The organism is Petrotoga sp. DB-2, assembly GCF_054051725.1.
In genome coordinates, this window is sequence record NZ_JBSVZD010000025.1 from 15,178 (window position 1) to 28,261 (window position 13,084).

The following is a 13,084-nucleotide window of genomic DNA, read 5'->3' on the forward strand; positions in this document are numbered from 1 at the left end:
TTTTAATTCTCATTCAAATACTGAATAATTTTTTCGGTTAAATCTAATTCTGGATTGTAATAAACCACACCGTTTTCATTTAAAATCAAATCGTAACCATTTTCTTTTGCATACTGAGCTATCTTTACTGTTACTTCCGAAGCGATGTTTGCCATTTTCTGCTGATACTCATTTTGCAATTCTTGTTGATATTGATTTACACGAGTTTGTAATTGTTGAAGATTTTGTTGCAGTACTTCCTCAGTCGCACCCGAACTCTGTAAATCCTTGAACTGCTGTTCCATTTCATTGATTTTCCCTTGATAATATTTTAGATCGATTTGGTACATGGATTCCAAATCTTTCCATTTGTAGTAACTTTCTACTGTCTTTTCAAAGTTTACATAACCAATTTTGAGATTTGAATCTGTTTGAGAAAATGAAATAACCACGAACAAAATGGTAAATACCATCACAGAAAGAACTTTTCTTGTTGTATTGCTCACAACATACACCTCCATAAAATTTTGAAATTTATAATTGCTTATTAAAAGTTCTTTGTTTTTTTGCTTCAAAAAGTATAATTCCAGCACTAACCGATACATTTAAAGACTCAACGTTGTTAAACATCGGTATGCTTACTAATTCATCACAATGGTTTTTAACGTTTTTTCGAATGCCATTCCCTTCATTTCCAAAAACCAAGCATATGTTTCCTTGCCAATCGATTTCATAATAAGGTTTGCCCTCGACATCTGCTCCATAAACCCAAACATTTTTCTTCTTTAATGTTTCTATTGTATTGGAAAGATTGGTTACTTTAATTATTGGTATCTTAAATATTTGACCAGAAGATACTTTTATAACAACAGGTGTGACTTCAACAGCATTATCTTTTGGTATTATAATGGCATCAACCCCTGCAGCCACCGAAGTCCTTACAATAGCTCCAAAATTATGCGGATCTTGTATTTGATCCAAGATTACTAAAAATAGTTTTTCTTTTCCTTCAATTATATCCAAATTTTCATATTTAAAATCGTTCCCGATATCAATGACGATTCCCTGATGCTTGCTTGTTAAAGCCATCTTTTCCAAAACTTCATTGGGGGAAAAACTGTAAGAATATCCTAAATTTGCAACATCTTCGACGATTTCTTTTAAAGACCCTCTTTCCGTTTTGGAACTACTGAAAAAAATATGCTTTACAGGATAACGAGTCTCAATAATCTCTTTCAATATGTTTTTTCCGTATATATACAATTATCGATCACTCCCAATAATTCCTCTATTCTTGAGTAACTTTTAGTCAAAAAAAGGTATCCAATGACTGCTTCAAATCCTGTAGATTTCCTATAATCATTGTCGTTGCCTCTTTTCTTCGCACCGTTCGAATTTTCCGCTCGTTTGTAATACTGCATTTCTATTGGAGTTAAATGATCTAACACAATATCAACAAACTTTGAATGAGCTTTTGCACTTAAAAAATCTTTTGTTTTTTCATAAAGATCTTTTGTTTTTATCCTGCCATCCTTTAGCAATTTCACCTTGTAAATCAAACCTATAACAGCATCTCCAATATAGGAAAAGTTCTCAATAGGTATTTCACGCAGATCCGCAAGTTGGAGATTTATAATTTCATCGAATCCTTTCATACAGTCAATATCTCCCTTTTATATAGTTCCAAAATCATATCTACACACTTTTCGATGGAATAATTATCTTTAACAAAAATTTTAGCTTTCTTTTTTAATTCTTCGTATGACGATAAATCTTTTAATAGTTTAAGTATTTCATGAGAAAAATCATCTTCATTTAAATCTTTGATCATAATTCCACCTGCATCTTCTTGAGAAAGTATATCATAAACACCTAATTTACCCAAAGCGACTACCGGAGTACCAGCAGCCATAGATTCTAGAATAACTAATCCTTGTGTTTCAGTGTACGAAGCAAAAATAAATAAATAAGCTTGTTTGTAGGCATCTATTACCTTTTCTCTTGGTTGTGAACCTGTAAAAATAACATTATCAGCTATGTTTAGCTCCATAGCTAACTCTTCCAATGCTTCTTTTTCAGGCCCTCCACCAACAATAACAAATTTTACCTTTGTTTCCTCTAAAAGTACTTTCTTAAACACCTTCAAAAGAAAACTTATGTTCTTTTCCTTTCCCAACCTACCCACAAATAAAAGAATTCTGTCATCATCTTTTATTTGTGGATATTCTTTTTTCAAATCCCAGCTAATAGGTTTATCAAAAGAAGCTAGGTCTATCCCAGTTGGAATAGTTACAATATGTTCTGAAGGTACACCATATTCAACGAGCGTCTCTTTTATATTGTCTGTAGGAGCAATTATTTTATCCGTTTTTAAACACCAATTTTTTATGATTTTTTGAACAAATTCTGGTTGCGGCCTAACTATCGATGGTAGGTAGTGCAAATAGTAATCATACATAGTATGATGTGTCGCTACATGTTTTAGTTTTAACATACGTGAAACAATTCTTGCAAGAATTCCCATAGAAAAGGGATCGTGATAATGTATTATATCCAAGTTTAACTCTTTAATTTTAAAAATTTCTGGAGAAAAAGGTAGAGCAATCCTCTGCTCTTTCTCGAAGACAAACTTAACAGCCGGAAATTCAAAGATTTTATCATCGTTCCTTTTATAGTCAAATTTATATTTTGGTACAAATAGATAAACATTGTGTCCTCTTTTTTCCATTTCATCTTTATAGAGTTTTATAGCTGTAGCAACTCCATTTTTCTGCGGTAAATAAGTATCGGAAAACATTCCTATATTCAATTGCATTTCCCCCTTATAAAATTCATACATGTATTATTATAACAAAAATTCACTATTTTTTGAGGTTGAGTTTTTAAAGATGATATAATAATAAATGAACTGTTATACTTTGAAGAGGTGTTTTTTATGAGAATAAAAGTACTTAACCCTGAAGTGGTAATGAAAATAGCGGCTGGAGAGGTTGTATCTGGGCCAAGCTCTGTAGTTAAAGAATTGGTAGAAAATTCTTTAGATGCCCAAGCAGATAATATAACCGTTGAAATACTTGATGGTGGCAAATCGCTAATTAAAGTCGATGATAACGGAATTGGGATGGAAGAAGAGGAATTAGAATTATCTATACTTCCTCATACCACAAGCAAAATTTTCTCCATTGAGGATCTTTATCAATTAAAAACATTTGGTTTTAGAGGTGAGGCCCTTTCTTCAATTTCAAGGGTTTCTAGAATGAAAATGACCTCCAAACCACCTGAAAAAGAAGTTGGAACAATGTTAGAAATATTAGGCGGAAAAATAATAGAAAAAAAGAGGGTTAACTCATCAAATGGAACGAAAATAGAGATTATGGATCTTTTTTTCAACATTCCCGCACGTCGAAAATTTCTTAAAAGTGATTCTTCAGAAGGAAGATACGTTACAGAGATTATAGAAAAGTTTGCTTTTACGAACAACATTAACTTAACGTATATAAGAGACAACAAAGAAATCTACAAATTTTCTTCTGATATGGATCTAATTACAAAATGTTTAAAAATATATCCCGAGTTAAAAAGAGATGATCTCATAGAAATTGAACACAACGACTCATTATGCAAAATATCTGGAGTTATTTCACAACCAAAAGTTGGAAGAAATAACAGAACCGCCCAACACTTTTTTGTAAACAACAGGTATATTAAGGCGGCTTCACTTTACTCCGTTTTGGAAAAAGGTTACGGTGAGATGCTAGAAAAATCAATTCATCCTTATGGAATAATATTCATAGAAATACCATCAGATATGGTAGATGTAAACGTTCACCCTCAAAAATTGGAAGTAAAATTCACGGACGAACAAAAGATAGCTTCTTTACTTAAAAAAGTTGTAAGAGAGGCCCTAAAGGAAAACACTCACTTTACGATGGAATTCATAAGTAGTAACGATACCCCTGCTACAAATAATGAAAATTCTTCGTTCTCTGTTCAAAATTTATACAGCAAGAAAGAGCGTTCACAAAAAGTTGATCTTTCACAAAAAACTACGAATGCAGATTATTTTGAAAATACAGACGATTTTTTTAATAACTCTGAAATAGAAGATCTTCAGGAAGGAAATATCCATTTTGATAATGATAATAATTATAGACTTTATGAACCGTCAAAAACCTTTGATTTTAAAGGTTTTGAATATCAAAAGAATCAGACGTTTACACCTGTTGAAAAAATTAATTCTTTTGAAAAATTAAGCATTTTGGGCATAGTTGCTGAAAGATATCTTGTAGTCGAAGGGGAAGACAAATTACTTTTAGTAGATTTTCATGCCGCACATGAACGTTATATATATGAAATTTTAAAGGAAAACCTATACGAAAAAGGTGGACTTACTTCCGATCTTCTACTTAACCCTCTTAAAATATCTTTAGACGAAGTAAGAAAAGGAATAATTTTAGAAAACAAAGATCACTTAGAAAAATTGGGTATAAAATTGGAAGAAGAAGATAAAGAAATTATTGTAAAAGGACTTCCTTCCCTTGTGAAAATTGATGACGCTGAAAGATTGATATTCGAGATAGCGGATGATCTAAGAATATCAAATTTTGATCAACAATCAAACATACTTGATAAGAACTTGGCTACTATGGCGTGTAGAGCGGCTGTAAAAACTAAAGATAATCCTACCGGTATGGAAACACTTTTAAACAACATCTTTGAGAAAAAATTACTAACCTGTCCACATGGTAGGCCGATAATGATTCAAATTACATTTAAAACCTTAGATAAATACTTTGGAAGGACTTAAAAAGGGGTGTAGCTTTTTCTTACACCCCTTTTTGTTTGTTTATTTAACTTGATCTAATTCTATCAATCTCTCTTGAGAAGTATAATCTTCTATAGTTCCCAAGTGAGCAATGTATTCACGTAAAGCATCCGCGTCTCTAAAGTATGTATCGTAACCAGGTTTACCTTCAAGCATAGTGTATCCGTCTCCGCCTGCAGCTACATAGTTGTTGGTAACAACTTTATAAGTTTTGTTCAAATCAATGGGTTTACCGTTTATTTTTACGTTTGTAGCTTTTCCACCTTTTATTTCTGCAGTTAGCCCTGCAACATGTAACTTAGCTCCTTGGCCATCAGGAATTGTAGCAGCATAATTTAAAACATCCATTATGTCTTTCCCAGTCAACTCTAAAACGTACAATGTGTTTCCAAAAGGTAAAACAGTCAAAATGTCTCTGTAGGTTATATTCCCTGCTTCAATAGAGGCTCTTATCCCGCCACCGTTCATTAAAGCAACATCCGCACCTGTTTTCCAAATCATGCCATCTGCTATAAGGTTGCTTAGATTCGTTTCGTCACTTCTAACGTGGGCTCGTTCCCCATCGAGATATACTTTTGTCACTCCAACAACCTCATTCAAAGCCTCTGATCCAAGTTGATAAAAAGCATCTGTAAACATTTTTATGAAAGGATCTTCGGGGATATCAGATGTTAGTGGAATTACTTCTCCTCTCCAATCTACTATCCTACCATCATCAATCCATAAATCTATTCTCCCAATGTTCTCTGCATTCTCTCCAGCTTGTGCTACTATAACATTATTGATTACTACAGGTGTTTCTAACAAAGTATGAGAATGTCCGTCTATTATAATATCTACTCCAGATATATTTTCAGCTAACTCATCTGAGGTAGTGAACTCAACAGACAAGTTAGGCCTTCCTCCATCTGCATGATAACCTAAGTGCGCAAGGACTATAACTACATCGGCTTTTTCTTGGACTATTGGAAGATATTTCTTTAAAGTCTCTTCTGCATCCACAATTGTATTCTCGCCTAAATAAATTGGTTCTAAAACTTTCGTTTGTTCAGTAACAAGACCTATAATTCCAACTGAGAAATCACCATAGTCTTTTATGATGTACGGTTCAAAAATTGGTCCTCCATGTTTTTCATCGACAAAATTTGCCCCTAAGAATGGAAATTGTGCTACTTCATATTGTTTCTCAAGCACTTCAAAAGGTTTATCGAATTCGTGATTACCCAAAACCATAGCATCCAAACCCATGTAATGTAAAGCCAAAAAGTCAGGAACTGCATCCAACTGATCAGATTCTGGAATCCCTGTATTTACATCACCAGCATGTAGAAAAAGTACTGCTCCACCTTCCTTAGCCACTTCCTCTCTTGCTTGATTTATCAGGGTAGCTGCCCTGGCAAATCCTCCACCATCTTCCGTTCCCCACACATGTGCGTGAGTATCGTTCATGTGGAAAATTACTAAGTGATTAGGCCCTGCAAATACCGATAAAACTAAAACCATAACAACTAAAATGCCTAAGACTCTTTTCATTTTGTTCCCCTCCTTTTGAGTTGGTTTCAACCACACCCTAATTGGGACCAATAACTCAACTTCGCTTAAATATTAAATCTTCTTTGTTCACATCAAGATGTTTCGCAATTTTCGAACATTTAACAACAAAAGAATAATAAATTAATTTTTTTGTATTTTCATCAGCCAAACTTTCAAAGTTAGATTGTCCTTTAGCTATTACAATATCTGCTTCATTGTAGATATTTTTGAAAGATGGACTAACGAAGCTTAAATCGGTGCCCAAATATTCAGATCCACTATCAAAAGGAATAGAAACCTCTTTTAAAAAAATCTGATCGGCATCTTTTTTAGTTGCACATTTGTAAACTGGGCGAGATTTCAAAGCAGAATGAACTATCAAGTTGGGGTTTAATTCTTTCATGACCCTTATAAATAACTTATCAAAAACTATTTCCCCAGCATAATTATGAATAAAAAGCAGGAGCCGGGCATTTTCGATCTCTTTTTTAAATTTTTCTAAATCGTTTATTACTACCCTCTTTGTATTATAAAAATTTTGGATTTCTATCTCCAATTCGCCAAAGGAATTCCCCGAATTGTGGCAAAAAAGTTCTCCCATCAGTGATAATTTGAAGGCAGTATAAAGAGGATCTTTGCTAGAAAAACAAAAATCTAATAGATCATCATACACCTCTATAAAAAGTTGGTTTAAGTCAGCTTTTTCTGTACGAAAGTAATCATTTTCACCAAAAACATCATAAAAAGAATCATAAAATGTTTTTACCAAAAAATAAGGTGTATGGGCGGAAGTCACATCCTCGAATGTTGTTAAAATAACCTTTTTGTAATCATCAAAAATGTTATGAAAAGAATCTGAAGAGTTAGTATTAACTTTAGACATTAACTCAGAAGAGTGGTTTAGAAGACAATCGATACATTCATAATCTATATTCATCTCTGTTCACCCCAAGAATTTCTAAATTCCTTACAAAACTACTTTTAATTCTATCATTGTTTAATTAATTTAGTATTAGTTTTGTTTAGTATTTTGTTAAGAAAAATATCCCAAAAAATTGTTACTTCCCTTTCTTGACATTAAAACATTAAATCATTATAATATATTCGATAGCTTTAACATCAAATATTCAGCTTCTATTGGTTGTATCTGTCTTTAAGATAGATTAAACAACCTTATCTCAAATACATAGCAATTTTATTTTTAACAAACCATTTAATTTAATTGGATTTGGAGGTGAAAAAATGAAAAGAACATATCAACCATCTAGGATAAAGAGAAAAAGAACTCATGGCTTTTTAGCTAGGAAAAGAACATCAACTGGAAGAAATGTTTTAAGAAGAAGAAGAGCAAAAGGCAGAGAACGTTTAACAGTATAATGGAAGGGCAAACTTTCAAGAAAAAAGAACGCTTACGATTAAAAAGGAATTTCAAAAATGTTTTTGAAAAGGGCGGGCGTTTAATCGACAATAATTTTGTTATAATATACGCGCAAAATACTATGGATTACAACAGAATTGGTATAATTGTGAACAAAAAATTTGGCAACGCAGTTGTTAGAAACTCAGTTAAAAGATACATTAGAGAAATATATAGAACCAACAAAACTTTTTTCCCAATAGGATACGATTTCGTATTCATTCCAAGAAAAGAATTATCCAAAAATTTTAAACGAATAAATTATTCCCAAATGAAAAGTCTTATTTTAAAGTTGGTGAGGAAGATAAGCGAATGAAAAAGTTTGTTCTCAAGATGATAGATTTTTACAGAAAACATATATCGCCTGCAACCCCTCCCAAATGTATTTACTTACCGACATGCTCATCTTATACCTATGAAGCGGTGGAAAAGTTTGGAGTATTTAAAGGTTTGTATTTGGGATTTAGACGTTTTATAAGATGTAACCCATTACACAAAGGGGGCTATGATCCTGTCCCCGAACAGTTTTATTTTTTTGTCCATAAGCAAGGAAAAAACAAACAACACAGAAGGAGTGTATGACTTGAAAAAAGGATTGTTTATTTTGACGTTACTCTTATTTTTGAACTTTATCGCCTTTGCAATACCAGAGATAACGGTATCAGAGAGTTCTTTGAATAACGAAATTAATATCGAAATGAAATTATACAGACTGAAGTTAGATCAAAATGGACATATTTTAAATTTCGAACTCTACAATAGTAGAACGAAAAAATATAATTTAGTTTATGAGTATACAGGAGATAGCTACAATATTTTAGATACTCAAAATATGACAGAAATTTTACCAAGTAACTATAATATAAGATTGGCGGAAGATCAAAGTTATATCGAAGTAAATTACTTTTTCCCCAATGGAGGGCAGAAGACTTATAAGTTTTACAACGATCCTAACTATCATTTTGATGTTCAATTTAAAAACTTGAATGGTTACGTTGTTTTACCTAGCATATCCCTTTCATCTGGAATAAGATATAGTGACAATGTTTTTGTTTCATACATTGATAAATCACTTTTAACAGGTGAGGCTTTAGATTCTACACTAGCCATTTACACCCCGGAAGAGATAGAATTCTCTCAAAACCAATACTTATTCCCATTAGATTATTCGGATCAAAAAATAATCTCATATTTAGGTCCAACCAAGAAAATTTTTATAAAAGAAACGTTTGATGGTTTAGAAGAAGGAAATATTTACTCCACAGTAATAGATTTAATGCAGGATCTAGGAAAGTTTGGACCTTTCACTAATATTTTTTATTGGTTCGTGAACTTTTTCTGGTGGCTATTTAAAGTGACAGGGAATTTTGGTTGGGCTATAATACTTTTTACCCTCATAGTAAATGCAATATTATTCCCTGTATATGGCAGGCAAAAGAAATCCATGATCGAAATGAAACAGTTACAACCAGAGCTTGACAAAATAAGGAAAAAATATAAGAACCCTCAAAAACAACAAGAAGAAATGATGAAATTGTACAAGGAAAAAGGAGTTAACCCTGCCGGAGGTTGTTTGACTTCTTTGATTCCTCTGCCCATTATGATCATATTATGGCAGGTAATTTATTATTTTGAAGGTAGTTATGCATACAACCCCAGATTCCTCTTTTGGACAGATCTTTCTCAAGGCGGTTTCCAAGCCAATTTTTTCTTACTATTAATAGCTATAATTGCTTCTTTAATAAATGCCCTTTTAATGTCGCAAGATGCCAGGAGCGCATGGACGTCGGTCATTATGTCTGTAGTGTTCCCTTTCATTTTAATTGGATTACCAGTCGGGGTATTCATTTATTATTCAATGAATTCTGTAATACAAACCTTGTTGACATTTGTGTACAACAGGATTTACAACGTCAAAGGCATTACGATTAGACAACTCGTTGGTTTGGGTCCAAAGCCTGTCAGGAGGTGAAATGATAATTGCTTAAATTACAAGGTAAGACGAAATTTGAAGGAACTGATTTGGAATCGGTTTTAGAAAAAGCAAAATCAGATTTTAACGCATCATGTATCGATGAGATTTCTTATAAGATTATTCAAGAACCTTCCAAGGGGTTTCTAGGGATAGGTAAAAAACCTCTCATTATCGAAGCTTATCCTAATGAAAAATATCTTATCAATAGAGTAAAAAATTTTTTGAAAAATATTCTTTCTTATTTTGAAGAAGATGTTGATATCAATATAAATTATCACAATAAGAACTTGAAAGTTTTTTTAGAAGGGGAAAACTTGGGTAAAGTAATAGGTAAACAGGGGCGGAACCTTGGAGCTCTACAGCATTTAACAATGATTTATGTCAATAGGATGACAGATACTAAATGTGATGTTAAATTGGATGTGGGGGATTATAGAAGGAATAGGAAAAAAAACCTAGAACTAATAGCCGATAATGCTGCCAAAAAGGCAATAACGACTCATGAAAAGGTAGAATTGGCCCCCATGTTTTCTTTTGAAAGAAAAATAATTCACAAATACATCAATTATAATTATCCAAAATTACACACTGTCTCCATAGGGTTAGAACCGTATAGAAAAGTAGTAATTTACCCATCAAAAAATGGTCACAATTAATAAAAGCATTTACATTGACACTAAACCCAGTATTCAAAACATTGTGGGAGGAAACATAATTGAAAACTGTTTACCAATATCAAGAACAAGTTCTTTCCATAATCAGTAGAGAAAATTTTCCTGATATTGGTGTTTTGGGTGGTATAGAAATTGAACATATTATAAAAAGAATAAAAGATAATATTAAAATAACAACTGAGGTAGCCGGACCAGGAGGAAGGGTTGCCATTTATTTGAATGATTATTTTCATATAAAACCATCGATTTTTGATTTTTTAAGTTCTGATGAATATATTGAATTAATACTTAAAACTTTTCAAACAAAAAAAATCCCTATTATTTGGATCGACAAACCAGGAGGAAATACGAGGAAGGTTAGAAATATAGAAGAAAATACAGAATACGTTGATTATCGTGATGCAAACTTAAAAGTAGAACCTGAATTTATTACCGAATATCTCTACAATATCAAAAATCTTTTTATCGTGTACAACTCCTGGAACAAAAAGATAATTGATTTGACTAAGGTAAAAAGAAGAATATTTGTTGATCTACCTGAATCTTATATAGATAAAATTTATAAATTTTCATGTGATTATCTTTTTTTAAGCTCAAAAAATGGATATAGAGAATTAGCAGAAAAAAGCAATAATTTAAAAGCTGATAATAAGATAATTATAGCAAAAGATGCAATCTCTTTTGACAAAAAAATATATGAAGTGAAAGTTAAAGAAAAAAAGTACTTTGAAGAGGCAGTATCAGCTTTTGAAGCTAATTTTATCAGTAGTATCATAAAAGGTTACACATTGAAATCAGCGGTTGATAGTTCTTTTAATCTTTTCAATCATGTTTTCGAATGTGGAACCATTCCTACAGAAAAGCTGTGAGTTAATCCTTTCCTCGAATCAAATAGATTTGCTTTAAATATTAATAAAAATTTATCGGGTAGAAGATTGATAAAATTTTTATCTTTCTCCTACCCGATATTTATTTCTGGCAGCCCCACAGGGAATCGAACCCTGACTCTTGGACTGAGAATCCAATGGACTAACCGTTATCCTATGGGGCCATTAATATCTTTTCATCTTCAAATCCTCAGTAATTATATCAACTATCAATCACCTTGTCAATAGGTTTGAACCTTAAAAAATCCGTTTTTAATATTCCTGCATAATATTTTCTATCATCTTTTTTCTAGCGGGATGTTTTAACTTCCTGATAGATTTGGACTCTATCTGCCTTATTCTTTCTCTTGTTACGTTAAAAAATTCTCCAACTTCTTCAAGCGTTTTTTGTTTCCCATCTATGAAACCATATCTCATTTTTAGTATCATAGCTTCCTTAGGTGAGAGCGTGTCAATGATCATTTCCATTTTTTGTCGAATAATCATCTTTCTTCCCTCTTCATCGGGGGTGGGTGAATCAGAGTCAATAAAATCGAGTACTTCACTTTCTCCTTCTGCATCTACATCGTTAGAAATTGGAGCATTTAAGGAGAATATATTTTTGGCACTAATTAATACCTCTTTCATCTTATCTACCGGCTTGTCCATCAAAACAGAGAGCTCTTCTAAATCAGGCACTTCACCATGTTCTTGAACATATTTATTTATCACCCTATTCATTCTATTTATCGTTTCTACCAAATGAACTGGAATTCTTACAGTCCTTCCTTGATCCGCAATCGCTCTTGTTATAGCCTGGCGTATCCACCAATAAGAATAAGTAGAGAATTTATAACCTTTTTTCCAATCAAATTTAGCGACAGCTTTCATTAAACCAATATTTCCTTCTTGTATGAGATCCAAAAAGCCTAATCCATGGCCAACATACCTTTTTGCAATGCTAATAACTAATCTCAGATTAGCTTTTATAAGCTCCTCCCTGGCTCGTTTGTCCCCCATCTGTGCCTTTCTTGCTAGTTTTCTTTCTCTTGAAGGTGTTAATAATTTGCTCTTACTAATCTCTTTTAAATATATTTTAATCGGATCCTGCAATGAAATATTATCACACATCTCGACTTCAACATCACCAAAATCTTCGAAAATCTCTTCGTATTCTCCAGAATCTTTAAACGCTTCATTGGCCTCTAAATCTTTTTCTTCTTCGTCTTCTTCATAAAAATGATGTATCGAGCTATCTATAACAGAAATATTAGATTTCTTTAATTCATTGTAAACAGTTATTAAAAATCCTAGTGTAAACTCCTCACGCATTTTGCTCGGAATAGATTCATCAATTTCTTCAAAAGTCACTGTTTTCTGATCCTTCGACAGCTTTTTTTTGATTTTTCTTAATATTTCATCAGTGAAGTTGGAAGGATCCTTTTTAATAGTTAAAGATAAAGAATATTTTTTGACTTTTGAGCTTTTATCGACTTGTGAAACATCTGTGCTTTTTGATTCAAAATCTGCACTTTTGTCTTTTTCAATCATAAAAACTCACCTTCTATTAAAAAATTAAAATAAAGAAATTAAGAAACCATATGATAAAATCATAGAGGTACTTTTAAAAATAAGTAGTCTATTTTAGAACAAACAGTTATATCTCTGTTAAATATTATAGCGTGACAATATTAAATAAATATGAAAAAGCAATTAATATACATAAATGTAATAATTTTTTTGGTTCTCTTCCAAAAAGTGTGGGTAGAAAAAATGAAATATGAACAAATGATTAAATAATCTGGTATCATGTAA

The 13,084-nt window shown here is 32.1% G+C and carries 14 protein-coding genes and 1 tRNA gene; 7 read left to right on the forward strand and 8 right to left on the reverse strand.

Translation table 11 applies throughout. The annotated features are described in order from the left end of the window. Positions 1 to 2 precede the first annotated feature (2 nt). The 4 genes from ACW9JY_RS08145 to ACW9JY_RS08160 are packed head-to-tail and all read right to left on the reverse strand — an operon-like array spanning position 3 to position 2,788. Positions 3 to 485, reverse strand: coding sequence for an OmpH family outer membrane protein (locus ACW9JY_RS08145; RefSeq protein ID WP_103077820.1), 483 nt, complete (start codon positions 483 to 485; stop codon positions 3 to 5). A gap of 28 nt (positions 486 to 513) precedes the next feature. Beyond that, the gene (gene rlmB, locus ACW9JY_RS08150) at positions 514 to 1,242 is read right to left on the reverse strand and encodes a 23S rRNA (guanosine(2251)-2'-O)-methyltransferase RlmB (protein WP_103077749.1); all 729 of its coding nucleotides are present in this window, start codon (positions 1,240 to 1,242) and stop codon (positions 514 to 516) included. Further along, positions 1,215 to 1,634 (reverse strand): Mini-ribonuclease 3, encoded by a 420-nt coding sequence (locus ACW9JY_RS08155; RefSeq protein WP_103077748.1) that lies wholly within the window; start codon positions 1,632 to 1,634, stop codon positions 1,215 to 1,217. The genes rlmB and ACW9JY_RS08155 overlap by 28 nt, the downstream gene beginning before the upstream one ends. Continuing rightward, entirely contained in the window at positions 1,631 to 2,788 is a 1,158-nt protein-coding gene (locus ACW9JY_RS08160) for a glycosyltransferase family 4 protein (protein WP_457283976.1), read from the reverse strand. The genes ACW9JY_RS08155 and ACW9JY_RS08160 overlap by 4 nt, the downstream gene beginning before the upstream one ends. 126 nt (positions 2,789 to 2,914) lie before the next feature. Between ACW9JY_RS08160 and mutL the strand changes: the two genes are divergently transcribed. After that, positions 2,915 to 4,786 carry a DNA mismatch repair endonuclease MutL gene (gene mutL, locus ACW9JY_RS08165; protein WP_457283977.1) on the forward strand — a complete coding sequence of 624 codons (1,872 nt, stop codon included), beginning with the start codon at positions 2,915 to 2,917 and terminating at the stop codon, positions 4,784 to 4,786. Between the two features lie 39 nt (positions 4,787 to 4,825). Here the strand turns inward: mutL and ACW9JY_RS08170 are convergent, their stop codons facing one another. Both ACW9JY_RS08170 and ACW9JY_RS08175 read right to left on the reverse strand, forming a co-directional pair. Further along, positions 4,826 to 6,337: a 5'-nucleotidase C-terminal domain-containing protein gene (locus ACW9JY_RS08170; RefSeq protein WP_457283978.1), complete on the reverse strand. Its 1,512-nt coding sequence runs from the start codon at positions 6,335 to 6,337 to the stop codon at positions 4,826 to 4,828. Positions 6,338 to 6,392: 55 nt separating this feature from the next. After that, entirely contained in the window at positions 6,393 to 7,274 is an 882-nt protein-coding gene (locus ACW9JY_RS08175; protein WP_103077744.1) for a damage-control phosphatase ARMT1 family protein, read from the reverse strand. Between the two features lie 305 nt (positions 7,275 to 7,579). Here ACW9JY_RS08175 and rpmH point away from each other — a divergent pair, with 305 nt between their 5' ends. The 6 genes from rpmH to ACW9JY_RS08205 are packed head-to-tail and all read left to right on the forward strand — an operon-like array spanning position 7,580 to position 11,272. Then, positions 7,580 to 7,714 (forward strand): 50S ribosomal protein L34, encoded by a 135-nt coding sequence (rpmH, locus tag ACW9JY_RS08180; protein ID WP_012208441.1) that lies wholly within the window; start codon positions 7,580 to 7,582, stop codon positions 7,712 to 7,714. After that, complete coding sequence (gene rnpA, locus ACW9JY_RS08185) at positions 7,714 to 8,070, forward strand: ribonuclease P protein component (protein WP_103077743.1); 357 nt, start codon at positions 7,714 to 7,716, stop codon at positions 8,068 to 8,070. The genes rpmH and rnpA overlap by 1 nt, the downstream gene beginning before the upstream one ends. Further along, positions 8,067 to 8,336, forward strand: a complete 270-nt coding sequence (gene yidD, locus ACW9JY_RS08190; RefSeq protein ID WP_103077742.1) for a membrane protein insertion efficiency factor YidD — start codon at positions 8,067 to 8,069, stop codon at positions 8,334 to 8,336. The genes rnpA and yidD overlap by 4 nt, the downstream gene beginning before the upstream one ends. A gap of 1 nt (position 8,337) precedes the next feature. Further along, positions 8,338 to 9,726 (forward strand): membrane protein insertase YidC, encoded by a 1,389-nt coding sequence (gene yidC, locus ACW9JY_RS08195; protein ID WP_169925218.1) that lies wholly within the window; start codon positions 8,338 to 8,340, stop codon positions 9,724 to 9,726. Between the two features lie 8 nt (positions 9,727 to 9,734). Continuing rightward, positions 9,735 to 10,385 carry an RNA-binding cell elongation regulator Jag/EloR gene (gene jag, locus ACW9JY_RS08200; protein WP_103077740.1) on the forward strand — a complete coding sequence of 217 codons (651 nt, stop codon included), beginning with the start codon at positions 9,735 to 9,737 and terminating at the stop codon, positions 10,383 to 10,385. 59 nt (positions 10,386 to 10,444) lie between these two features. After that, complete coding sequence (locus ACW9JY_RS08205) at positions 10,445 to 11,272, forward strand: hypothetical protein (protein ID WP_103077739.1); 828 nt, start codon at positions 10,445 to 10,447, stop codon at positions 11,270 to 11,272. Positions 11,273 to 11,379: 107 nt separating this feature from the next. On the opposite strand, the gene ACW9JY_RS08210 is transcribed toward ACW9JY_RS08205, so the two are convergent. Both ACW9JY_RS08210 and ACW9JY_RS08215 read right to left on the reverse strand, forming a co-directional pair. Beyond that, positions 11,380 to 11,454 (reverse strand) — tRNA-Glu (locus tag ACW9JY_RS08210). Positions 11,455 to 11,542: 88 nt separating this feature from the next. Beyond that, a complete protein-coding gene (locus tag ACW9JY_RS08215) occupies positions 11,543 to 12,820 on the reverse strand; it encodes a sigma-70 family RNA polymerase sigma factor (RefSeq protein WP_103077738.1) in 1,278 nt (425 codons plus the stop codon). Positions 12,821 to 13,084 lie beyond the last annotated feature (264 nt).

Bases quoted from the DNA above. Each gene is read 5' to 3' on its own strand.
- mutL (WP_457283977.1), top strand. From the start codon at position 2,915: ATGAGAATAAAAGTACTTAACCCTGAAGTGGTAATGAAAATAGCGGCT.
- ACW9JY_RS08170 (WP_457283978.1), bottom strand. From the start codon at position 6,337: ATGAAAAGAGTCTTAGGCATTTTAGTTGTTATGGTTTTAGTTTTATCG.
- ACW9JY_RS08215 (WP_103077738.1), bottom strand. From the start codon at position 12,820: ATGATTGAAAAAGACAAAAGTGCAGATTTTGAATCAAAAAGCACAGAT.
- rpmH (WP_012208441.1), top strand. From the start codon at position 7,580: ATGAAAAGAACATATCAACCATCTAGGATAAAGAGAAAAAGAACTCAT.
- yidD (WP_103077742.1), top strand. From the start codon at position 8,067: ATGAAAAAGTTTGTTCTCAAGATGATAGATTTTTACAGAAAACATATA.
- rnpA (WP_103077743.1), top strand. From the start codon at position 7,714: ATGGAAGGGCAAACTTTCAAGAAAAAAGAACGCTTACGATTAAAAAGG.
- ACW9JY_RS08175 (WP_103077744.1), bottom strand. From the start codon at position 7,274: ATGAATATAGATTATGAATGTATCGATTGTCTTCTAAACCACTCTTCT.
- ACW9JY_RS08155 (WP_103077748.1), bottom strand. From the start codon at position 1,634: ATGAAAGGATTCGATGAAATTATAAATCTCCAACTTGCGGATCTGCGT.